Raw genomic sequence first — 21828 nt, forward strand, 5'->3', positions numbered from 1 at the left:
ACTGATATGGCGGAGAGTCGAATCCATATTGGGTTACCGGCCAAACAAAACAGCGGGCCCCGCATGGAGCCCGCTGCCGTGCCATATGTCCCTCGCTGTCGTGAAAGCGAACCCCCTCGCGCTTAGGGACGTCGGGAGGGTGCGGGCATATGATGACGAGTGGCTATGTCAGGGCTGGCTGGCCGTTTGCTTGCGGTAAACCTCAAAATTCAGGCTGTTCACGGAAATGTCCCGGAACACAAAACCGAGGCCGCCGATGATGCAAAGCTGCAGGTAGAAACTGACAAGCACGGGATCGAAAATCTCGAAGCCATACTGGTCTGCGGCCTGGGTGAGGGCAAGGAACAGGCTGACACCGATGCTGGACAGCACATAGATCTTGCCCATCACGCGGATTTGGCGGTCGCGATCCTCGTCCGCGCGGTAGGGGTCGATCTTCTTGCCAAACACCATGCGGCGCATATAGAGCACGTAGAAGATGTTCATGCCGGTGATCATCACAAGCGTGGCATAAACCTCGCTGCCCCATGTAGCTATGTCGCCCTTGCCGCTGAGGTAAAATACCAGCCACAGGGCGAAGAGAAGGGCGGCCAGCGCGACAAGCTTTGGCGGCACAAACTGGCTCATGCGGCGCGGGGCCAGAGACGCCGAACGGCGCGTTTCCGCAAACTGCTGCCGCATCAGCGCATAGTGGCGAAATTCGGCAATCTGGATGTAAAAAAGCGGGCACATCTGCAGCATGAAATACAGCATGACAAAAACCTCATCACCGCCCAGAAGCGCTGGCTCATACCCCGTGCCCAGCATGACGCCAAGGATGACAAGGCCAAGGGCCGCGATGGCGTAATTTATCGCCATGAAAAGGCTGAGGCCGCGGCTTTTTGCGCTTTCGGCGTACCAGGCATAGGGGCCGGGGTAGAGCTTGGGATAGTCTGCGGGCGGGTAGGCTTCGATCACCTCGCGGATACGCGCGCACATCTTGCGCGGATAATGCACGGAGATGAGGTAGATCTGGCTCAGGAACACGGCGTACATCAGGGTGAGTACGGCGGTCATGTTGAAATCGGCAGGCATTTTCTGCTCTTCCTTTCTATTCCTGCATCGCGCTTGCGAAGGCGATGCGGATCTCGCTGTCAGTGGCGCCCGCCTTGCGGCAGGCTTCAATGGCGGTGGCGAGCTGGGACCGGGTCCAGCCAGCCAGGTCGAAGGAGCAATGTTGCTCCGCGTCATCATGGATGAAGGTGCCGCGATAGCCGCGGGTGACGATGACATTGTCACGCTCAAGCAGGCGGTATGCCTTGGCAACCGTCTTGTTATTGAGCCCAAGGTCGCCCGCAAGCTGGCGGATGGACGGCAGGGCGTTGCCCGGCTTCAGGGCCTGGGCTCGTACCGCGCCTTTGACCTGCTCCACCACCTGGGCAAAAAGCGGTTCCTCGCTGTCGATATCGATTGTGATGTTCATGGCTGTTCGCTGTTTTTGATATGTACCATCTGTAATAGGGGTACATGGGGTACAATGGGAAATCAAGCAAAAAAATTGGCAGGGTTTGCGGATGGGCCTATAACCCTAGCTCGAACTTTGGGAGGTGATTCGCATTGATTATCGCAATTGACGGGCCGGCAGCGGCGGGCAAGGGCACTTTGGCGCGGCGGCTGGCGGATGAGTTCGGCTTCGCCTATCTCGACACCGGCGGGCTCTACCGTGCCGTGGGCCTCAGCGTGCTGCGCGTCGGTGGCAACCCGGCCGATGCCGGTGTGGCGGAGGCGCAGTCCAAAAGCCTTGACCTTGCGCTGCTCTCTGACCCCGAACTGCGGGCGGAGGCGACAGGTAACGCAGCTTCCAAGGTGGCAGCCCTCCCGGGCGTTCGAGCTAACCTTCTGGATTTTCAGCGTAATTTTGCAGCCAACCCACCGGAAGGCCGACCCGGCGCGGTGCTGGATGGCCGGGACATCGGCACGGTCGTGTGCCCCGGCGCGGACGTGAAGCTCTTTGTGACCGCAAGCGCGGAGGTGCGTGCGAAGCGCCGTTTCAAGGAGCTGGAGGAGCGTGGCGTCGAGCCCGATTTTGGTGTTATACTCGCCGACGTGCGCGAAAGGGACGAACGCGACATGAACCGCGAGGATGCGCCCCTGAAGCCCGCGGAAGATGCCCTCTTGCTTGATACGAGCAATTTGGATATAGACGCCGTGTTTTTAAGGGCGGCGGCACTTGTGAAAGAACGCATGGCGCCCCAATAACCGATGACGCTTTACGAGAGCGACTCCCGGGCCAGACGCTGACCATACTGGGAAGCTTGGCCCGAGGGGTCATAATTTGTTGGTGTTTGAGGCTTCCGGACCACAGAAAAGCGCGGGGTGGTCCCGCACTTGAGAAACCCGGAAGAAGACCGCCGGAGCCAACCGGCTGGCACGAAAAGTATAGACCTGAAAGGAAGACTACATGTCTGAAGCGGCAAAGATGCCGAGCCTCGACGATTTTGAGGCACTGCTTAACGAAACCCTCCCCTCCGAAGACGACGGCTTTGAAGGCCGTGTTGTAAAGGGTACCGTCGTTTCCATCGAGAACGACTTTGCGATTGTGGACATTGGCCTCAAAGCTGAAGGCCGTGTACCGCTCAAAGAATTTGCCCCGGCTGGCAAAGCGGCTGAGATCAAGATCGGCGACACCGTAGAAGTATTCGTGGACCGCGTTGAGAACGCGCTCGGCGAAGCGATCCTGTCGCGCGACAAAGCTCGTCGTGAAGAAGCTTGGGAAATGCTTGAAAAAGCATTTGAAGGCGACGCCCGTGTTGACGGCGTTATCTTCGGCCGCGTTAAAGGCGGCTTCACGGTTGACCTCTCTGGCGCTGTTGCATTCCTGCCGGGCAGCCAGGTTGACATCCGTCCGATCCGTGACGTGACCCCGCTCATGAACATCGAGCAGCCGTTCCAGATCCTGAAGATGGACCGTCGTCGCGGCAACATCGTTGTATCGCGCCGTGCCGTCCTCGAAGAAGACCGTGCTGAGCAGCGTGCTGAGCTCATGGGTCAGATCCAGGAAGGCGACGCTGTTGAGGGCGTTGTGAAGAACATCACCGATTACGGTGCCTTCGTTGACCTCGGCGGTATCGACGGCCTGCTGCACGTGACCGACATCTCCTGGCGCCGTGTGAACCACCCGTCGGAAGTCCTGTCGATCGGCGAGACCGTGAAAGTACAGGTTGTTCGCATCAACCCGGAAACGCAGCGCATCAGCCTCGGCATGAAGCAGCTTGCAGCCGATCCGTGGGATGGCATCGAAGCCAAATACCCGGTTGGCGCCAAGTTCACCGGTACGGTTACGAACATCACCGACTACGGTGCCTTCGTTGAGCTCGAAAGCGGCGTAGAAGGTCTCGTACACGTGTCCGAGATGAGCTGGGTCAAGAAAAACGTACACCCGGGCAAAATCGTATCCACCAGCCAGGAAGTCGAAGTTATGGTTCTCGAAGTTGATCCTTCGAAGCGCCGTATCTCCCTCGGCCTCAAGCAGTGTGGCGAAAACCCGTGGGAAGCTTTTGCTGCCAAATTCCCGGCCGGCACCGAAATCGAAGGCGAAGTCAAGAACATCACCGAATTCGGTCTGTTCATCGGCCTCGACGGCGATGTCGACGGCATGGTTCACCTCTCCGACCTCGATTGGGAGCGTTCGGGCGAGGAAGCCATCCAGGAATTCAAGAAAGGCGACATGGTCAAGGCTGTTGTGCTCGACGTCGATACGAAGAAAGAGCGTATCTCCCTCGGCATCAAGCAACTGTCCGGCGATCCGTTCTCCAACGTTTCTTCCAAGAAGAAAGGCGAACAAGTCACCTGTGTGGTTAAAGCTGTAAACGAGAACGGCATCGAAGTTGAAGTTGGCGACACGGGCGTTACCGCGTTCATCCGCCGCTCCGACCTCGCCCGTGACCGTGCTGACCAGCGCCCTGAGCGTTTCGCTGAAGGTGACAAGGTTGACGCCATGGTTACCGGCATGGACAAAGGCAGCCGCAAGCTGAACCTCTCCATCAAGGCCCTCGAAGTTGCTGAAGAAAAAGCAGCTGTTGAGCAGTATGGTTCCGCCGATTCGGGCGCAAGCCTCGGCGATATCCTCGGTGCTGCACTCGAGAAAGCCAAGGAAGACAAATAAGTCATCCTGTGATGTGGGGCACAGCCGTGCCCCCTACGCGCGACTAAAAGGAATGCGGGTCCGTTGTTTCGGGCCCGCATTTTCTTTTAGGAGACCATAATGACACGACAGCTCAAATTGACGGCCCTTGCGGCGGTCTTTCTCTTCTCCCTGCCGGTTTTCACCCTGCCGGCCGGTGCCGGTGAGACGCTCCCGGAGCCGATGATCGAACGGCTGCATACCATGGCGGCAGACTGGAACCGCGGTGACATGACAGCCTTCCTGAATGGCTACTGGAATGATGAAGGTTTTGTCTTTGCCGCTGGCAAATCGGCATCGCGCGGCTGGCAGTCAACCCGCGAACGGTATGCCACCCATTATCCGGGCAGGGACAAGATGGGTCAGGTGACCTTTTCCGAAATCAGCGCTCGCCGGTTTTCAGGCACTTCCGGCATGATCTTCTGCCGCTGGACGCTGGATTTCGGTGACCACAGTGCCACCGGCTATGCCACCTTCATCCTGGAACGCAAGGGTGACACCTGGCGGGTAACCCATGAACACGCCTCAAGCTAGGGAAGGCACCATGTACCGGGAATCCTTTCGCCTTGCAGCTGTGCCGGCGGCCGCTTTTTTCGCCCTTGCCGCGCTGTGCGCGTTCCTCGAGCACCTGGGGTCCTGAACCCCTGACACGCCACGTCCGGTTCGGCCGGGCGTGGCCATATTTCCGGCTCAGTTTGGCGTCATCGTGTCCATCATCGGCGCCCGGTTCAAAAAACTGTGACAAAAGCCCTTTTCCTAGAAAGGCTTATCTTGACGTGTGCGAGATCAGGTGGCACGCTTAAGGCGCTGGACACGGGTAGCTTGGTTCCGAGTGTTGCTGACAAGATTGCCCCGAGGGGAGGACCTAGATGATAAAGTCCGAGTTGATTGCAAAAATTTCCGAAGCCAACCCCCATCTGTATTATCGGGACGTTGAGCGCATCGTATCCAAGATTTTTGATGAAATTACTGCGGCGCTGGCGCGTGGCGACCGGGTGGAACTCCGCGGTTTTGGTGCCTTTTCCGTGAAAAAACGTCCGGCACGTGTCGGGCGCAACCCTCGCACGGGCGAGAAGGTTGAGGTGGCCGAAAAACGGGTGCCCTACTTCAAGACCGGCAAGGACCTGCGTGAGCGGCTGAACGACTAGAAACCGATGGGCCCCGCGCTTGTGTGGCGAGGCCCGGACCGCAGATACCTAATCGAAAGAGTGTCATGGCACAGTCTCTCGGCAGCCTGATTCGCCGCATTTTCTGGTTTGCGCTTGCGCTTCTCCTCATTCTTTTTTCGGTTTCCAACCGCCAGCATGTGGTTTTGGCACTTGAGCCTTTTGGTGCCCTCTCTGTGTCGGTGCCGCTTTACCTTGTTCTGTTTCTTGGCATCTTCGTCGGCCTCCTGATTGCAGGCGGTGTGACTGGCTGGCTGCGGCTCAAGGGCTTTGCCCGCCGGCGCAAGGCCGAACGCCGTGCCGGATACCTGGAGGACCAGGTCTCTGCGCTCTCGGAAGATGTGCACAAGGCACACGCCAGGAGCGCCCACGAAACGGTGCGCAGTGCGACCGAGGCCTTGCCAAATGGGGGCAAACAGGGCTAATCCGGGGGCAACCGCCCGGCCGAAAAGGAATACGCCCATGCCTGAAACCGTAAAACCCAGCGACCGCATCTATTGCGCCCTCGACACTGTTGATGTCGCCAAGGCGACAGCGCTTGCAGAAGCGCTCAAGGGCAGCGTGGGTGGCATCAAGCTGGGGCTCGAGTTCTTCTGCGCGAACGGCGCTGACGGCTTCAAGCGTGTGGCAGACGCAGGCCTGCCGATCTTCCTCGACCTCAAGTTCCATGACATCCCAAACACGGTGGCGGGCGCCATTCGCGCTGTGGCACCGCTTGGACCGAAGCTCTTCACGATCCACACGCAGGGCGGGCCGGAGATGATGCGCCGCGCAGCCGAAACCGCGGCGGAAGAGGCTGACCGACACGGGCTTGATAAGCCCTGGGTGATCGGCGTGAGTGTACTGACGAGCCTTGATGGCAGCGACCTGAATGCTATCGGCGTGGCGGACGCGGTCGAGGCACAGGTGGCACGCCTCGCGGGCCTCGCCAAATCGAGCGGCATCGACGGCCTCGTGTGCAGCCCGCGCGAAATCACGCTTGCGCGCAAGGCGGGCGGCGAAACCTTCAAGCTTATTGTGCCCGGCATTCGGCCGGCCGGCAGCGCTGCCGGTGACCAGAAGCGGGTGATGACCCCAGCGGACGCGGTGACAGCCGGCGCCGATATCCTCGTGATCGGGCGCCCGATTACTGGGGCGGATGATCCGGCGGCGGCGGCACGCGCGATCGCCGACAGCATCAACGGTTGACCGTGGCCATGGCGGCCCCGGTTTTCGATAAAATCATTCTGCACATCGGTGCAGAGAAAACCGGCACGTCCACCATCCAGCGTTTCCTGAGCGCGAACCGGGACCGGCTTGGCGCACAGAATATCTATTATCCCCACACCCCTGGCGAAGAAAATCACACCCGTCTTGCGGTTGCTGCCCAGAACAGCGTGCGTGAACAGGGCTTCCTCCGGCAGGAGGTGGGGGATGCAAGCCCGCAGGCGCTGGCAGCCTTTCAGGAGACCTTTTTGGCGGCGTTGCACGCAGAGCTGGCTGATGCGGCCGCAGCGGGGTTCCGGCGCCTCATATTCTCGGGCGAACATTGCCATACCCGGGTGAAAAACGCGGAGGAAGCTGCGCGCCTCGCCAATTTGCTGCGACCGCTGGCGCGCAAGGTCAGGGTCCTCTTCTATGTCCGCCGGCAGGATGAGGTGGCGGTCAGTCTTTATTCGACAGCGCTTCGGGCCGGCTATGCGCATACGGAGCCGGACCTTTCGTTCGGCGCACAGGCGCACCGCTTCAACTACCACGCGGCCTGCTCCCTGTATGAGGATACCTTTGGCCAAGGGGCGCTGACGGTGCGCCTGTATGACAAGGAAGCGTTTCAGGATCAAAACCTGCTGAGCGATTTCTGTTTCGCTGCGGGTATCTTGTGGGACGCAGGATTTTGTGTGCCACCCCGGCGCAATGAAGCCTTGCCCGCAGAGGCGCAGCGCCTGCTGGCGTATGTGAATACACAAAAGGACGGTGTGTTTGCGCCTTCGGGGCGCTGGCGCGGCATGCTTCTCGAACGCCTTGAGGCGCTGCCTGCTGCGCCCTCCGTCCAGCCGACCCGATCAGAAGCCGAGCGTTTTGTGGCACAGTATCAAGACAGCAACGAGGCCGTGCGCGCCCGCTACCGCCCGGACCTTTCGCCGCCACTGTTCGGTATGGACTTCAGCGCCTATCCCACTGTGAAGCCGCAGGGCGCGCTGCCTGCACCAGAGGCGCAGGCCCAGCTTCGCCGCCTGTTTGCAGACCGGCCCGATGTCCTCGCCGACCTCAGCAGGGCCGACGGCTGAGCTACCGCAGTTCCTTGCGAATCACGAGCTTGAGGCCGGACCAGACTTCATCGACAGCACAGACCTTCACGTCGACAAGGCCCATGGGGAGCGCCACGTCGCGCACCACATCCTCTGTCATGTCAGTCGGGACTTTCGATGCCTTCTTGGGCCATGAAATCCAGATCATGCCGTCACGTTTGATGGCCGCCATCAGGCTTGGCAGTTCCGCAGCGAACAGCGCGCGTTCCTTGTAAAAGGCATGGATGAAGTCACAGTCATCTTGTGAATCCTCAACGCCCACGGGCAGTGGGCCGAGCAGCGTGTCATAATGCACCGGGGCATGTTCAAGGCGCACCCGGAAGCCTTCCTTGATGCCCAGTTTCTTGATCAGCGGGGTGCCAGAATAGCCTGCGGTCATGGTCTGTCCTATTCAATCCGGGCGGGCGGCGCGCCCATGCCCTCCAGCATGAGGATGAGCGAATCGCTGCCGGTTAAGTGCCCGGCCCCCACGGCGACAAAAAACTTGCCCGGTTTGTCCAGGACCTGCATCAGCTTGCCGGCCCAGTCGCGGTTGCGGGTTGTGAGCATCTGTTCCCTCAGCCCCGGCGCGATCTTGAGTGCATCATTGAGGATATGATCAAGCTCCGTGGTGTTGCCCTCAAGCCAGGCAGCCTGCATGGCGGCAAAATGCACGTCGATCTGTGCATTCTGTTTGAGCGTATCGATGAGCAGGGCCTTCTCCTGCTGGACGGTCAGGTTCTGGAACAGGGCAACCTGCTGCACCGCGGTCTCCAGCCCGAAAACGGGTTTTGCCATGCCCTCGGCCTGGGCGATGAAAAACTTGTCCGCCCCGCTCGCCGGATTATAGCCCGCTTTGACAAGGCCAATGACCGAAAGCGACAGCCCGGTGAACCAGGGCGTATTCTCCATGAAATGATTGGCCGGCAGGCCGAGCTTGCGCGACAGTCGCTCCACGTCATTATAGATGCCGCTGCCCACAAGCGAACGCAGGGTCTGCCCCTCGGGCAATTTGCCAGCCGTGGTAAAGAGGGGGCCGGCGCGGTCGATTTCCTCGCCGCTCAGCTCCACGATCAGCGCGTCGGCGTCCATGAAGGCCACGCGAGCCTCCGGGCTCAGCCAGTTCATGCCATCCGAAAGGATGTGCAGGGTGCCGAAGATGTGGATTTCCGTGTCGCTGTCTGCCACCCGCCAGAGCGCGGGCGCGCCAAGCGCGGGCTGGGTGAAAGCCACAAGGGCGACAAGGAGGAAACGAAACCTCTACACTGCCAGTGTAACCCGATCTAAAGTTGTCTGTTGTTTTGATGTGGCTTTAAATGGCTTTTATCGTATAATTATTTGAATTTATTGAATAAATATGAGTTTACTTTTTTGGTCTATTAACGCCGATCCGTCTCGAGTTTTGCCGTCGAGGTAAAAAAGTTTTCAAAAATGGTCTCAGTTTTTTTAGTAGAAAAATTTCGATATCTCAAGTTTTGATACCTATACAAACTGGAGCTGAAGCTCAAATGGGGTGAGCTTTGGCACTCGGCAGCCTGTAGAAATTCCGGTGCTGATGCATCGCCTGCAATCAAGAACTCGAGCCACCTCATTTGACCGATGCAGTGTTCATAGTTCTTGCATTGGTCTGCGGAGCCGCAATTGAACAGCCTCTGAGATTTTTACCACCACTTCTTCAGGCAAGTCCTCTAGCATTTTTGTTCTGGCGCGCTCGGTCGCGCCATCAGCGGCCTCCTGTATCGATGCATGGATTTCCTCGATCTCGTCGGGGTCCATCGCAGCTGCCTTGCCACTTTGCAGAAAGTGCCGTGGATAGATGGTGTCGATCGGATAATGCCGTCTGTCGCCAACCGCCATAGCCAGTTTCATCTCCTGCCGGCGCAGTTCATGCCGAGCCAGATTGGGCTCGGCCGACATGATGTCGTAAAAAGGAGTCATCCGGTATCCGCCGCCCGGCGCCAGATACAGGCTGAAATTTTTGGCGTGCCCGTCAGTTGCCCCCATGAGCCAGAAAAGCATCTGGGCTTTGAGGAAATGCCGGCGGTCCTCATCGGCATAGTCGCTGCCGCCCAATAGATGCAGGCATTCGCCGATACCGGGTCCGCCTTCATTATTGTATTTTCGGGTCGCCGGTACGCCAAGAGCCTGGCAGAAGTCTTCCTGCGGCAAGCGCAGCAACCGGCCATCTTTTGTGTGGCGCCGATCAAACCTCTCCACGACCAGAACGCGATTGTCTTCGAAATCGATGATCTGGCTACCTGCCACATCGAGGCCAAACTCGGCGCACAGTGTGAGGCAAAAATGCTCATTCTCGACGCTGTCCGACATATCAAGGCCGTTCGGCAGTTTGCCGAGCTGGGGCTTGAGAATGTGGGTGGTCGGTGTGGCCGCTTTCGGTATTTGCCATCCATCCGCCCATAGAAGAGCCGTCTTCTCCTGAACCCCGGCAAGCGAGATACGGAAGTCGCGGTCCTTGTCTGTGCGGATGCCAAGAGGCGCCGTGGCCAGATTGCGGATGATGTCGGCGACTGCTGCGTCATCCACCGGTTCCCCTTCCGGCGGACCCGGCTGTGCAATATCGTCTCCGTCCGGTACGAACTGCAGGGCTCCCACACAATCCCGGCCGATTTTATCAAGCATGCTGAAAGCGTCCGTGCCCTCAGCCCCGACCCTTTCGGCAACTTTGCGTCTGATGGGATCATTCTCGGGCAGCAGGTTGTCAAAATAAGCCAAGACGGGCGCACCGACATAGCGCTCTTCGCGAAGAGGCAAGGACAGGGAAACCGGGATAGCCCGCCGCATATCCGCAAGCCAATCGGCTGCATAGGTGAAGCTGACGGCACCGTTGTTCGAGCGGTCAAGATTGCCCACATGTCGGCCATTGAGGGCGACCAGGAGGCGGGACGCCCTTTTTTGCCGCGCCATCAGAACAGGTCCTCAATATCCTGGGGTGTGCTTTTGCTGCGCGGCTGCAATTGGATCTCGAGATCAAGCACGCGCATAAGCTCAATGATGGTACTGAGCTTTACCGTCTCGAGGCCATTCTCGACCTGTGAGACCGTGCTCTGCCTGAGCCCAGCACGCTGCGCGAGCTCTGCTTGTGTGAGATTGCGCGTACGCCGCCGCCGCCGGAGCGCGATCCCGATATCCTTGGCCGACCTGACAAGCTGATGATCCATAACTGCCTCATATAATCAGTTAAGATAGCATATACGCTATAGCGCATATTTCGTCAATATACGCTACAGCGTATAAGTCAGATATATACGCTGTAGCGTATACTGAGCGTGCTTGACACCGACCTTTGATGGCTGGTTTTCTGGCGACGATCCGCGTTCTGGGCCAGGTTGCCCGCCGAGGATAGGCGCTGCAATTGAGGAAATTATCGCCAATCAGCGGCGGGGCCGGTAATACCCCCAATAATAGAGGGCTTCAAAAGTAGAATACTTTAGGCGGCCATGGGCATGCCCATGGCCAGTTTCTGTTTTGGCGTGATGCCGCCGAGCGCCATATTGGGGCGCTCATGGTTATAAGTCCAGAGCCAGGCCGTGGCGGCCTCCTGCACCTCCGCAATTGTCTCAAAGATATACTGGTTCAACCAGTCATAACGAACTGTCCGGTTGAAGCGCTCAACATAGGCATTTTGCTGAGGCTTGCCTGGCTGGATGAACTGTAAGGCGATCCCGCGTTTTGAAGCCCACTCTGCCAACTGGTGACCGACATACTCAGGACCGTTGTCACAGCGAAGAGCCAGGGGAGCCCCGCGCCATTCAATAATCTGGTCCAAGGCCCTGATGACACGCGTAGCTGGCAAGGAGAAGTCGATCTCGATGCCCAAGGCTTCGCGATTATAGTCGTCAATCACATTGAAGGCCCTGAAGCTGCGACCATCCGACAACTGGTCATGCATGAAGTCCATACTCCAGACATCATTGATCGCCTCAGGCACAGAAAGTGGCTCAGGCTTTTCCCGATACAGACGCTTCCTCGGCTTGATCCGTAGGTTCAGCTCCAGTTCCCGGTAGACCCGGTACACACGCTTATGGTTCCAGCCATAGCCCTTCACGTTGCGTAGATACAAAAAGCACAGTTTGAAACCCCAGTTGCGCTGACGATCGGTTATGCCGACAAGCCAGTCAGCGATCTCGGCATTCTCGTCTGAGAGCTTCGGTTTATACCGGTAGCATGTCTCGCTGATCGAAAAGGCGCTGCACGCCGCCCTGATACTCAGCCGCCCCTTGCAGACAGCAGTTCTTGCCATCTCGCGACGTCGGGACGGCTTCACCACTTTTTTGCCATGGCTTCCTTGATGACATCATTCTGAAGCTGCACATCGGCATACATCTTCTTGAGCCGGGCATTCTCCGCTTCCAGCTCTTTCATTCGGCTCATCAGCGAGGCATCCATGCCTCCGTATTTTGCACGCCACCGATAAAAGCAGGCGCTGCTCATTCCATGCTCCCGGCACAGTTCAGGCACCGGCGTGCCAGCCTCCGCCTGCTTCAAGATGCTGATGATCTGGCTGTCCGAATAACGTGATGTCTTCATGTAAAATCTCCTGCGTTCTGGTTACGAGAAAATTCTACTTTTGAGTACCGCTATTTATTGGGGGTATTACCGGCCCATTGAGGCATTTGATTGAAAATATTTGCGAATAGTATTGCGAGGTAGTCCTGTCCGCCGTGCAATCTCCCGGATCGATAGAGCTAAGCTCAATCGCTTCTAACGAAGTATAACCAAGTATATCGCAAGCGGACTATACATGGTTATACTTGTGTACATTTTCGCAAAATAACGTTTGTGCTCGCAACCGTATGGCAGGAAATGCTCCCCTGAGTAGCCCCTAAGATTCCCGGACGTCTTGCTCACTAAGAAGAAACGACGCCAGGTAGCTTGGTTCAGTTTTCCTAGGTATTTGTATCGCTTGGTGCGTTACGTATCACATGCTGATATTCGGCTGCGTCAGGGTTTACAAGGCCAAGGGTATCCAGAATACGCCAAGCAGTCGAAAGGTTGATCTTGCCGGACCCTTTTTCAAATTCGATGATCGACGTATGGGAACATCCAACCAGCAAGGCCAGCTTTTTAATGCTGATCTTCTCATAGCGACGTTTGCTTTTGGCATACTGCCCCAAGGCTTTGAGGTTGGGGAGCTTTCCGAAATTCACCGGCATTTCAATTGTGGATTCAGCCATAAAGGGTCTCCCACTTTTCTTCAATTGTTGCGGTGAACTGATACTGCAGGTCATCATTCAAGGACACTTTGTTCTGGAGGCATTCCTTTAAGGCAGATTTGCGTTTCTTGATTTCGGCGAAAACGGCTTCGATTGTTCGCTGATTGAGGCCCAATTTCCCGCCAACTTCTGTGAGGATCGATCGGTCATATTCCTGCCACTGCAAACGTTTGCCATCGAGTTCCAGGCCGAAGACAGTGCTATAGCCCTTTCCACCATAGATGTAGCTATTGAGTACATCATAGATAGGTGACAGGCGAAGTCCTGTTGGTGTTTCCAGTAGGCTCCAGTTCTTCAGGTGGCAGTCGGTATTCCCAAGAATTGCAAAGGCCACAATTCTGCGAAACAAGGTATAGGCATCCAGTTTCGGCGCGGCTGAATATTTTAGCGCCTCAGAAAGAGCATCATAGTCTACCCGGTATTTGTTTTTCCGGTCTCGCCCGGGTGAAATTGCAAGGACTTGTGCGAAGTCTTCACACCGGAGTTTGTTTTCCGTGCCGTCACCATAGTAGCGGTCAAAGCGTTCAACGATGAGTCCCGGTTTGTCGATATTCTGTACGATACCCCGCTGGAAAGAAACAACCTGATCGTCGGGCAATAGTGCTTTAGTCAGAAGCAATGAGGCTTCCTCGTTCTGAACTAGGTCGCCGAGATCGTCCCGGGCAAATTTGGCGATATAGGGGGCTGGCCCTTGGTGCGCTGCAGGGGTGAAACGATTTCCTTCTTTTACACATAGAAGCTTGGCCTGCACGCCGGAGATCGTACGCCGGCTTCCTGCAATCGCTTGTGTCTCGGCGTCTGCCCCCAAGGCCAGGGCTATTGTGGGACGTTCTCCACTGGTTGGCGCAATGCCGACGGCACCAATGCAGTCTTGCCCGAATGCCAGCAATAGACCGAAGTCGTCTTCGTCCTCCGTGTCAGCAATTGCTTCCTGTCGGGCACGTAGCCACCCTTCAGGGGCAAGGTTACTGAAAAATGGATGCACACCGGCACGGTAGGCATGGCGGTCCACCTTACGGGGCAGCGAGCAGCCAATTTCAGGTGCGTCGGCATCATATGTGAATGCGGTGCCACCTTCGGGAACTTCCTCGAGATGTCCAACTTTCTGTCCCTTGAAGGTTACAATGCCTTGTCTGAGAGCTTCCATGGTACCGATTTCCATACCTTGAATGTGTTGTGGTATTAGTATGGTATCCTTTTCGGTACCGTTCAACAAAAAAGTATCGATTTCGATACCTTTCTTCGGACGAAAGTTGAAGGGGGTACCGTTTTCAGTACCAAGGGGGCGCCTATGTCTACCGTTCAAGCGAGGGGTTGGCCCAGCGAATGGGCCACTACACTATAAACCCCAATGTAAGGAAAAAAAGGAAAGGCGAGACGAGCATCCGTGCACTGGATATTGCGCCACCTCCGGGCTCATCACAGCTGCAGACCCTGTCTTCTAACTGGAACGAAACCAATTTTTAGGTCTACCGCCTACCTACTTTCGGGTTGAATTTATGGCTACGCGTATTCATGTTTCATGCTTGCGCCACGATGTTTTACTCGTTGAGACATTGATGCCAATGTATTTCTATTACGCGCCGCGAGCTCGGGAATATGTATGAAGATTGAGGCCTGCGATGCCAAAGCTACCGAACAATATTCACCCTAGCCACCGGGTCGTATCTGTAGCTAGGGATGGGCGAACGTTTGTCTGTGGCGATCTTCATGGATGCTACGATGAGCTCTGGCAGGAAATGCACCAAGCTGGCTTCGATAGAGCCCGGGATCACCTTATCGTTCTTGGAGATCTGACGGACCGGGGCATCAAGAATTATGAATGTGTCAAATTGCTTGCCGAGCCCTGGTTTCATAGCGTGCTCGGCAATCATGATGAAATGATGCTCAATGCCGTCAATCCTCGCTCCGATAAACATTTCTGGCGCGTCAACGGGGGCGGTTGGTTCGATCTGTTGAGCGAAGAGCAGCAGGAAGAAGTACAATATCTCTGTGACCGCTTTGTCGAGCGCTTGCCGCTCAGCATGACCTTGCTACTGCCTGACGGTTCCCATATTGGCCTCATGCATGCCGATGCCCCAACTGATTGGCACGCCGCGGTAGAGGGGCACCAACCACGTATGGAAACCCTGTGGGGTAGAAGGCGGATCAAGGACAAGGATCAGACTTCAGTTGCCAACGTGGATCTCGTACTGGTCGGCCATACCTCCAATAATGCCATTTTGCGCTTGGGGAACGTAATCTACCTGGATACAGGCGCGGGCTTCAGAAATGGACGCCTCACCATGGTTGAGATTGGCCAGTCCCTCGAAGAACTTGAGGCGAACCTTCAGCAGCGGATCGAGTTGGACCGAAGCTGCAACTTTCTGCCCTTCACCTATGAGCCGATTGGTGACTATGAAACAGGATAGTCAGATGAAAACATTTCTCTGCATCGATCTGGAAGCTACCTGCTTTGACAGGGAGACCCTTGGTCGTGATCTCACGGTCGAGGATATGGAAACGATCGAAATCGGCGTGGTTGCCCTTGATGAGGCCGGGGAAGGCGTTGGTGAGTTTCATTCATATGTCAAACCGGCCTATACAGAGGTTTCTCCTTACTGCACGGACGTAACCGGCATCACGGCGGATACGCTGGCTGACGCTCCGGGTTTTGCTGACATGATGGAAGCACTACGACAATGGTTGTTCGGCTTACAGGCGTGGCCGGATTGCTGGTATTCCTGGGGCAATTATGACCTGAAGCAGCTCGAGCTGGATGCGAGCGCCAAAAGATCCAACCTTGTTCTTCCTTTGCCGCCACACCGGAATGCCAAGAAGCTGTTCCAGAAGCAGCACATCCGCAAAGGTAGACAGGTCGGGCTTCTAAAAGCCTTGGAGCTGGTCAATCTGACCTTCGAGGGCCGACATCATTCGGCCCTCGATGACGCACGCAATGTCGCGAGGCTATTTGAATATTTTCACAATCCTGCAAAACATATTCGGTCTGTTACGTGCAGATAATTGGGTCCGAACTGTGTCGTTGGTCGTGCTGAACTTTGACTACCTGTTGCCCCTGACCTGACGTTCAATCCAGGCGTAGGTCTGTTTCAGGCCTTCGGAGAGCGGCTGGTTCGGACGCCAGCCCAGTTTCTCTTCGATCAGGCGGTTGTCAGAGTTGCGGCCGCGTACGCCCAGCGGGCCATCGATATGGCGCTTCCTGAGCGGCTTGCCGGCAATCTCCGTCACCATGTCCACGAGCTGGTTGATGCTGACCATCTCGTCGGAGCCGATATTGACCGGGCCTTCGAAATCGGAACGGGTCAGGCGCAGGATGCCCTCGACACATTCATCGATGAAAAGGAAGGAGCGGGTCTGCGTGCCGTCACCCCAGATCTCGATCTCGCCACCTTGCGCCGCGGACGCCACCTTGCGGCAGATAGCCGCCGGGGCCTTTTCCTTGCCGCCCGTCCATGTGCCTTCGGGGCCGAAGATATTGTGGAAACGTGCGACACGGCACTGCATGCCGAAGTTGCGGTTGTAGGCGAGGTAAAGACGCTCGCTGAAGAGCTTCTCCCAGCCGTATTCGCTATCAGGTGCCGCCGGATAGGCCGAGTCCTCGGCGCAATTGGGGTTATCGGGGTCTTCCTGGTTATAGGCCGGGTACATGCAGGCGGACGAGCTGTAGAATACACGCTTGATGTTCCGCTTGTGACAGAGGTCTACCACGTTGAGATTGATGGTTGCGCTGTTGTGCATGATGTCGGCGTCGTGTTGGCCGGTGAAGATATAACCGGCACCACCCATGTCTGCCGCGAGCTGATATACCTCGTCAAAGCGGCGGTCGATAACTTCGCGGCAGATCGACTGCTCACGCAGGTCACCAATGACAAAGTCATCCGCCTCGGTTTCGGCAAATTCCGGGAACTTCAGGTCGACACCGCGAACCCAGAAACCTTCCGCCTTCAGCCGTTTAACAAGGTGACTGCCGATAAAACCGCCCGCTCCAAGGACAAGAGCCTGCTTTTGCATTATTAAATCCCCATCAATGAATATAACCGACCCGGTGCCCACGCAGGTTATCCGCCATCACCGGTCAGGACAAACAACTGCCTAGCCCCACATTCAGCAATGCGCAGAACCTTTTGCCTTTCAATTGTAGCCAGTCGGTCCAAAGTCCATCCATAAAAAAGTTGAACATTCTTTTATGCTAAGGATGGCCCCTGCGTATGGCTTGCTCGAGAAAAAATTAATCGGCCTCGTCATATGAAACGGATACCAGGTAAGCGACCAGCTTTGGGAGACTGGAATTATCGGATTTGGCTGGGTGGGTTAGACGCAAAAGCCCGATTCCATCCTGGTGATGCGCAGAAATCTTTTGCGGGCGTGATTTAAAGTCACTCTCTGAAAGCCACGGGTTGTGCAGCTTCCATCTATCCCTGGATGCCTTGAAGTCCGGACCTTCGGGGATGTCGATTTCCATTCTCCATCTCCCAACCGGAATCTCGGGCAGGAAAAATTCAACGATTTCGGCGGCAAAAATTGGATCATGAATTCGATATGATCTTGCGTCTGGCGATGATGCCAAGAGAATGGCTTTCATAAACCTTTCGATCTCTTCCGCTGACCAGCAGTCCAATTTTGCGTGCATGCCGCGGCAAACCCGATCGAGTTCCGCTTTCACTCGATTATCGTTCCGTGCCCGGAGACGAATGGAGGCTTCTTTGTCCTTTCCAAACAGCCGAGAATTTCCGCGGCGCGTTTTAAGGGATTGGAGCTCGATGGCTTTTTGGTGCCATTTTTCGATCACTTCCCTGTCCACGTCGTATTGGAAAGCAAGATCTCGCGCTTTAGAGCCTTCTTGCAGCGCGCGTAAAATCTCATCAACCAGCATTAAGTCATGCTTGGCTTGGGTCGTATGACCCTCTTCTGTACCACTTGAGGAAGGTTTCTGTTCGGCGGGCAACACAAATGGGTAGGATGACGCGATCGCTGGTACCTTGTGCCGAACCAAATATTGATGGCGCTCATTAGAGTCGAGGTCTGCGATCTTCGAGCCTTGCACACCTGCGATTTGGGCTAGTTTGTCGGTGCCAATCTCCAGCCGCTGCCTTTGAAGCTTGGAGAAAATGATCAGGTCAGAGAGATGCAGATAGCTCAGCATCGTCTCCCTGGGACCAGCATGACCGGCAAAGGCCGCAAGTGTGTAATAAAGGCCCATGCGGTTGCCGATGTGACCCACCAGGTGTTCCCGAATTGCTTCCATTTTTTCCACCGATAAGCCGGCGATCATGTGCGCAATTTCGGCCTCGCCCTCAAGCGTTGCGTGCAGACAGGACAAGCAGCTATGGCGCAGGCTATGAAAAACGACATCTGCATCACCCGTGACTTGCTCAATTGCCTGGGAGAACATTTTGGAAATTTGCCCTCCATGGTACGGCGCTCCTGTGCTGCCAAAGGAAAAGACAGGAAGGTTGCGGTTTGTCTTTCTGGCATATTGTGCCATCAGCGATTTAAACTCACCCATCTCCCTATCATCGAGGAAAACACCTAGGTTTATCTGCCGCCGGCCTGCGCGCGATTTATTGTTGCCGAATTGATTGTCCCGGATCGAAATGACACAGTCTTTTGAGATCTCCACATCTTTCAATTGCAGCTTCACGAGTTCAGTGAGGCGCATGCCGGTGCGATACGCGAGCATGACAAAAAGAGAGATTTTTCGCCTTTCTCGCGCACTGGGCTCACCGCTTGTCATTAAATCAATTGCTGCCTGAACCTGCCGGAACGACAGCACTTTTGTGCGTACAAGGGAATGGCGCTTAAACTGGTGCCATTGCTGGTTCTCGATCTGAGGTAGTCGATAGCGGCTATCCCTCATGCCAAAGGCATGAAAATCAGCCATTCGTCCAAGCATATAGGCAACTTCGCTAGGGCTGTCATGATAGGTCAACAGGTTACCATAGAGCTCTTCAAGTTCTTCGGCATCATGCAGGTCCGGAATCCTACCATGCGTTTCCAGCAACCAAACGGAAACAAAGGCGGAACAATACCGTTGAAGTGTGGAAGGTTTGTCACCGCGCTTCCCTACATCGATTAGCCAGTCGAGGGCCAAGTGGAGATGGGTCGGAAGGTCTTCGGTTTCCTTGAGCGCTTCCAAATTTACCAACACTTCAGAGATTTTGACTTTGGTGTGGTTTTGCAGCACTGGTCGCAGTGCCGGAATTAGGTGGTTTTCGTAAAATGACCCCCACACATGTGGGTCCTCAGCCCGATATCGCGACGGCGCTTTTCGTTCATCTGCCTTATAGGAAACGGATGCCGGCATATGGGTGGCTACCGGTATGTCGTTGAACAAGCCAATCCATGCCTGGCGGTCAATGGAGAAAGTCTGGAACCGACCGGATGCCAGGGACTGTAGGGCCTCGCTGATGCCCGGGCCCGCTATGCTGTCGTGCCGCCAGAGTGCCGCGGAGGTGAGTTTTTCAAGATCCGTAATAGGGGTTTGATTTGTGTCTTCACCAAAAATTGCTTTTTTAATGAGGTCGAAGACATTCGCCTTCAGAAGCCGCGCCTTGCCTAGCGGTACATCGCTGTTGGGCGACCGTTTTTTATAGAGGCGAATGATCAACGCAAGGCTGACTTCGTCAACGAACCAATGTCGATGCTGGTGACACTTATTTCCAACTTTGAGGCTATATCGGCCTTCCTTCCCGTCGATGGGAATGTCGAGGTCAAACCAGACATACGGCCCCATGGTTTGAGGTTTTACAGTGTGGTCCGAGAGTTGTACCGCCAGATCCGCTAGCAGCTTTGCATTGGCCAACCCGCCTCTAGTGGTCGCGGCATAGAGAATGAGCCCGATCAGGGTCAGATCGTCTTCCTGCGATGACCGGCCAAACTCTTCCAGTCTTTCATAGAAAGCTTTGTCCCAAGCATGGATATACCGGGCAAGGGTGAACCATTTTTCGGTGCGAAAAGACGGTTCAAATGACACTTGTGCAGGGACCGATGGCAGACTTACGGCGATGCCATGGGCATCAATAATTTCCTTTGCACGTTTTTGTAGGTGGCTCTTCGCACGGCAATATTGCTCCGCGGACAGGTTCAGGGCATGCAACTGGTTTTCGGCTTCAGCAAGAGCGACTTCGTAGTCCTCCGCGGTCGTGATCTTTTCGCGACAGAAACCTACCTCGTTTTGTATTTCATCACACTTTTCTACAGCTCGCTTTAGCAGGTGGGCGCGGTCTTTCGCCCTTCCATTGCGACCGACATGCGCAGTATGATTGCCGGCTGGTTCATATGGTTCGATGACATAGTGCTGCGGTGTGTCTGCGAGGGCAATGGCCCCGTAGCGCTGCAAGATTTGCTCTAAATGACAGTTCAGAGACCGGAGTGACGCAAACTCAAAACCACTCGTGCCGCTTAACGGACCAATACCGATCAAAGCATGCCCCATGAACGCGTTGAGACAGTTATAAGGCACAGCGTTCGTTAAGAGACTTCGTAACGTATGGCGGTTCCAGTTGCCGGGTAGGGCGCTGATGAAGCCATGCCAGGATTGCAGAATTTTGGGTGTAAGAAAGCTCTTGCCTTCTTCATCAAACACGAACAGGACAGGGTTTACGCTTCTGAGAGCATTTTCGATATAGCTTGAGGTTTCGTAATCAGTGTGCCGGAGCCTATCGCGGAGTCGGCGTAAATGCTCCACATAGTATCGCATTTGTTGAAGAGCTGTGTCGCACAAAGGTACGACACGGGATGCGTGATTTGTCCTTACAACTTTGTCGCTGATCCAAACAAATCCTGAGGTCAGGTCAAAGTCTCTGAGGTATTGAAAGGGCGCCTTTACTGGCCTATGCCCGGTGGAAAGGCAAAGGACCAAATAGGTATAAAACATTAGGTAGTTGTGATGATTGAAGAGGTCCTCCCGCTTGCCAGTGTCAACCTTCGCGATTTGTGTACGCATGTAGTTGAAAAGCTCTCCAGTCCACTCAGGGGTGGGTACGAGCATGCTACCGATCTTCTGATCATCGGGCATGGCTGGTGACGGTGCGAAGCCAAGCCCAACCAAGTAATTGGAGTGCGCTGCAGTAATGTCGGCCTGCGACACCTGAGTGTAATACATAGCGGGCAACTGATCAGCGGTTTTGCCGCTGACATATCCGGCAATGACATCGTCAACACCCTGATGCTTCAAAGAAAGGGCAAGGTGCGCTTGAATTTTTGCCGGCGAGACATTGCGGTCCTTGAGTGAGGCGAAGGCGGATAGAGTCTGACTTTCTGTTTCAGGCAGTCTCGTCTTTTTTGGGGAAAAGCGGTTATGAAGGCGTACCAGCCCTTCAGCCAGTTCATCTGGAATGTGTATGAAGACGCCGGCTGTTTTTTTCTGTGGAAGCGCCTCATTGGCATTGCGTTCGCCAATCATGTCAGGGCGGCTGCCTCTCGGGATGTTGGGCACATCATAGAGACAATACCGAAAATCGAGTATTGCCCAGCATGGTTCGCTTGGAAAGCCTTTTGCTGTTTGAGGTTTTACCTTCAAACTTCGAAGAAAACTAGTGGAGCGACCCGTGACCAACGAGAGCATGATAAATAGAGCGTTTTCCCATGCGGGACTGCTTTGAAGGTCTCCCGCGCTGAGGAGCTCGAAGCATTCTTTCTTGATGAGTGCGATGTCTTGGTCACTGAGGGCCTTGTGGCTAGCGCCTGACAACAGCTGTGCCATGACAAGTCGTCGAGTGATTTTACGATTGAAGCGGTTCTGGAGGCGCGGTGAAACGGCATTAGGTAGCGACTTTTCCGCTCGAGATGGCTCGACGTAGCTTTTTGATGCTGGGCTGTCATAAGTATTTTCTTTGGCAGGTATTTGGTTGAGGTTGCCGTCTTCACCGACGCGGGTGCAAATTGCGCGTAAAGGGCCACCTGCGATGTCACCGTTGTATAGGGCGGTGTAAAAGTAGGCCACTGAAGCGGCGGCGTTGTGTTGCTGCGGGCGGAGTAAAAGTCTGCCACTTTTTGGC

At 55.5% G+C, this 21828-nt stretch carries 21 protein-coding genes; 9 read left to right on the forward strand and 12 right to left on the reverse strand.

Annotated features, from left to right (window positions below; genetic code table 11):
* Positions 1–168: 168 nt before the first annotated feature.
* Both ACFO5Q_RS15220 and ACFO5Q_RS15225 read right to left on the reverse strand, forming a co-directional pair.
* On the reverse strand, positions 169–1074 hold the full coding sequence (locus tag ACFO5Q_RS15220; protein WP_068144192.1) for a hypothetical protein: 906 nt from the start codon (positions 1072–1074) through the stop codon (positions 169–171).
* Between the two features lie 16 nt (positions 1075–1090).
* Positions 1091–1462, reverse strand: a complete 372-nt coding sequence (locus tag ACFO5Q_RS15225) for a GntR family transcriptional regulator (RefSeq protein ID WP_068144195.1) — start codon at positions 1460–1462, stop codon at positions 1091–1093.
* 134 nt (positions 1463–1596) lie between these two features.
* Here ACFO5Q_RS15225 and cmk point away from each other — a divergent pair, with 134 nt between their 5' ends.
* The 7 genes from cmk to ACFO5Q_RS15260 all read left to right on the forward strand — a co-directional run bounded on the left by cmk (position 1597) and on the right by ACFO5Q_RS15260 (position 7595).
* The gene (gene cmk, locus ACFO5Q_RS15230) at positions 1597–2238 is read left to right on the forward strand and encodes a (d)CMP kinase (protein ID WP_068144198.1); all 642 of its coding nucleotides are present in this window, start codon (positions 1597–1599) and stop codon (positions 2236–2238) included.
* Between the two features lie 202 nt (positions 2239–2440).
* Positions 2441–4144, forward strand: a complete 1704-nt coding sequence (rpsA, locus tag ACFO5Q_RS15235; RefSeq protein ID WP_068144200.1) for a 30S ribosomal protein S1 — start codon at positions 2441–2443, stop codon at positions 4142–4144.
* Positions 4145–4243: 99 nt separating this feature from the next.
* Complete coding sequence (locus ACFO5Q_RS15240) at positions 4244–4696, forward strand: YybH family protein (protein ID WP_068144203.1); 453 nt, start codon at positions 4244–4246, stop codon at positions 4694–4696.
* Positions 4697–5031: 335 nt separating this feature from the next.
* A complete protein-coding gene (locus ACFO5Q_RS15245; protein ID WP_068144206.1) occupies positions 5032–5310 on the forward strand; it encodes an integration host factor subunit beta in 279 nt (92 codons plus the stop codon).
* Positions 5311–5375: 65 nt separating this feature from the next.
* The gene (locus ACFO5Q_RS15250) at positions 5376–5753 is read left to right on the forward strand and encodes a lipopolysaccharide assembly protein LapA domain-containing protein (RefSeq protein ID WP_068144209.1); all 378 of its coding nucleotides are present in this window, start codon (positions 5376–5378) and stop codon (positions 5751–5753) included.
* Positions 5754–5790: 37 nt separating this feature from the next.
* On the forward strand, positions 5791–6516 hold the full coding sequence (gene pyrF / locus ACFO5Q_RS15255; RefSeq protein WP_068144211.1) for an orotidine-5'-phosphate decarboxylase: 726 nt from the start codon (positions 5791–5793) through the stop codon (positions 6514–6516).
* Between the two features lie 8 nt (positions 6517–6524).
* A complete protein-coding gene (locus ACFO5Q_RS15260; protein WP_156431871.1) occupies positions 6525–7595 on the forward strand; it encodes a hypothetical protein in 1071 nt (356 codons plus the stop codon).
* Position 7596: 1 nt separating this feature from the next.
* On the opposite strand, the gene ACFO5Q_RS15265 is transcribed toward ACFO5Q_RS15260, so the two are convergent.
* From ACFO5Q_RS15265 to ACFO5Q_RS15300, 8 genes are all read right to left on the reverse strand, one after another.
* Positions 7597–7995 (reverse strand): DUF3052 family protein, encoded by a 399-nt coding sequence (locus ACFO5Q_RS15265; RefSeq protein ID WP_068144218.1) that lies wholly within the window; start codon positions 7993–7995, stop codon positions 7597–7599.
* An 8-nt stretch (positions 7996–8003) separates the two neighbouring features.
* Positions 8004–8828, reverse strand: a complete 825-nt coding sequence (locus ACFO5Q_RS15270; protein ID WP_068144221.1) for a TraB/GumN family protein — start codon at positions 8826–8828, stop codon at positions 8004–8006.
* 375 nt (positions 8829–9203) lie between these two features.
* Positions 9204–10520, reverse strand: a complete 1317-nt coding sequence (locus ACFO5Q_RS15275; protein WP_068144224.1) for a type II toxin-antitoxin system HipA family toxin — start codon at positions 10518–10520, stop codon at positions 9204–9206.
* A complete protein-coding gene (locus ACFO5Q_RS15280) occupies positions 10520–10774 on the reverse strand; it encodes a helix-turn-helix domain-containing protein (RefSeq protein WP_068144227.1) in 255 nt (84 codons plus the stop codon). Before ACFO5Q_RS15280 ends, ACFO5Q_RS15275 begins: the two co-directional genes overlap by 1 nt.
* A 269-nt stretch (positions 10775–11043) precedes the next feature.
* Positions 11044–12143 (reverse strand): IS3 family transposase gene (locus ACFO5Q_RS15285; protein WP_231727107.1). Its coding sequence is split into 2 segments (ribosomal slippage): positions 11044–11882 and positions 11882–12143, totalling 1101 coding nucleotides; the frame shifts between segments, so codons are not numbered across the junction.
* 66 nt (positions 12144–12209) lie between these two features.
* Positions 12210–12311 (reverse strand): helix-turn-helix domain-containing protein, encoded by a 102-nt coding sequence (locus ACFO5Q_RS15290; RefSeq protein ID WP_156431940.1) that lies wholly within the window; start codon positions 12309–12311, stop codon positions 12210–12212.
* A 191-nt stretch (positions 12312–12502) separates the two neighbouring features.
* Entirely contained in the window at positions 12503–12790 is a 288-nt protein-coding gene (locus ACFO5Q_RS15295; protein ID WP_068147234.1) for a helix-turn-helix domain-containing protein, read from the reverse strand.
* Positions 12783–13976 (reverse strand): type II toxin-antitoxin system HipA family toxin, encoded by a 1194-nt coding sequence (locus ACFO5Q_RS15300; protein ID WP_068147232.1) that lies wholly within the window; start codon positions 13974–13976, stop codon positions 12783–12785. The genes ACFO5Q_RS15295 and ACFO5Q_RS15300 overlap by 8 nt, the downstream gene beginning before the upstream one ends.
* Positions 13977–14451: 475 nt before the next feature.
* On the opposite strand from ACFO5Q_RS15300, the gene ACFO5Q_RS15305 reads away from it, so the two are divergent.
* Both ACFO5Q_RS15305 and ACFO5Q_RS15310 read left to right on the forward strand, forming a co-directional pair.
* Positions 14452–15240, forward strand: a complete 789-nt coding sequence (locus ACFO5Q_RS15305; protein WP_082719847.1) for a metallophosphoesterase — start codon at positions 14452–14454, stop codon at positions 15238–15240.
* A gap of 4 nt (positions 15241–15244) precedes the next feature.
* Positions 15245–15832, forward strand: coding sequence for a 3'-5' exonuclease (locus ACFO5Q_RS15310; protein ID WP_197421046.1), 588 nt, complete (start codon positions 15245–15247; stop codon positions 15830–15832).
* Between the two features lie 39 nt (positions 15833–15871).
* Here the strand turns inward: ACFO5Q_RS15310 and ACFO5Q_RS15315 are convergent, their stop codons facing one another.
* Together ACFO5Q_RS15315 and ACFO5Q_RS15320 are read right to left on the reverse strand one after the other, a co-directional pair.
* On the reverse strand, positions 15872–16840 hold the full coding sequence (locus tag ACFO5Q_RS15315) for an NAD-dependent epimerase/dehydratase family protein (protein ID WP_068147223.1): 969 nt from the start codon (positions 16838–16840) through the stop codon (positions 15872–15874).
* Between the two features lie 217 nt (positions 16841–17057).
* A complete protein-coding gene (locus ACFO5Q_RS15320; protein WP_380084404.1) occupies positions 17058–21773 on the reverse strand; it encodes a tyrosine-type recombinase/integrase in 4716 nt (1571 codons plus the stop codon).
* Between the last annotated feature and the right edge of the window lie 55 nt (positions 21774–21828).

It is taken from the genome of Kordiimonas lipolytica, from assembly GCF_042651265.1.
GTDB lineage: Bacteria > Pseudomonadota > Alphaproteobacteria > Sphingomonadales > Kordiimonadaceae > Kordiimonas > Kordiimonas lipolytica.

Excerpts from the sequence above, each read along its gene's own strand:
- ACFO5Q_RS15220 (WP_068144192.1), bottom strand. The coding sequence starts at position 1,074 with ATGCCTGCCGATTTCAACATGACCGCCGTACTCACCCTGATGTACGCC.
- ACFO5Q_RS15225 (WP_068144195.1), bottom strand. The coding sequence starts at position 1,462 with ATGAACATCACAATCGATATCGACAGCGAGGAACCGCTTTTTGCCCAG.
- rpsA (WP_068144200.1), top strand. The coding sequence starts at position 2,441 with ATGTCTGAAGCGGCAAAGATGCCGAGCCTCGACGATTTTGAGGCACTG.
- ACFO5Q_RS15240 (WP_068144203.1), top strand. The coding sequence starts at position 4,244 with ATGACACGACAGCTCAAATTGACGGCCCTTGCGGCGGTCTTTCTCTTC.
- ACFO5Q_RS15245 (WP_068144206.1), top strand. The coding sequence starts at position 5,032 with ATGATAAAGTCCGAGTTGATTGCAAAAATTTCCGAAGCCAACCCCCAT.
- ACFO5Q_RS15250 (WP_068144209.1), top strand. The coding sequence starts at position 5,376 with ATGGCACAGTCTCTCGGCAGCCTGATTCGCCGCATTTTCTGGTTTGCG.
- pyrF (WP_068144211.1), top strand. The coding sequence starts at position 5,791 with ATGCCTGAAACCGTAAAACCCAGCGACCGCATCTATTGCGCCCTCGAC.
- ACFO5Q_RS15260 (WP_156431871.1), top strand. The coding sequence starts at position 6,525 with ATGGCGGCCCCGGTTTTCGATAAAATCATTCTGCACATCGGTGCAGAG.
- ACFO5Q_RS15265 (WP_068144218.1), bottom strand. The coding sequence starts at position 7,995 with ATGACCGCAGGCTATTCTGGCACCCCGCTGATCAAGAAACTGGGCATC.
- ACFO5Q_RS15275 (WP_068144224.1), bottom strand. The coding sequence starts at position 10,520 with ATGGCGCGGCAAAAAAGGGCGTCCCGCCTCCTGGTCGCCCTCAATGGC.
- ACFO5Q_RS15280 (WP_068144227.1), bottom strand. The coding sequence starts at position 10,774 with ATGGATCATCAGCTTGTCAGGTCGGCCAAGGATATCGGGATCGCGCTC.
- ACFO5Q_RS15295 (WP_068147234.1), bottom strand. The coding sequence starts at position 12,790 with ATGGCTGAATCCACAATTGAAATGCCGGTGAATTTCGGAAAGCTCCCC.
- ACFO5Q_RS15300 (WP_068147232.1), bottom strand. The coding sequence starts at position 13,976 with ATGGAAGCTCTCAGACAAGGCATTGTAACCTTCAAGGGACAGAAAGTT.
- ACFO5Q_RS15305 (WP_082719847.1), top strand. The coding sequence starts at position 14,452 with ATGCCAAAGCTACCGAACAATATTCACCCTAGCCACCGGGTCGTATCT.
- ACFO5Q_RS15310 (WP_197421046.1), top strand. The coding sequence starts at position 15,245 with ATGAAAACATTTCTCTGCATCGATCTGGAAGCTACCTGCTTTGACAGG.
- ACFO5Q_RS15315 (WP_068147223.1), bottom strand. The coding sequence starts at position 16,840 with ATGCAAAAGCAGGCTCTTGTCCTTGGAGCGGGCGGTTTTATCGGCAGT.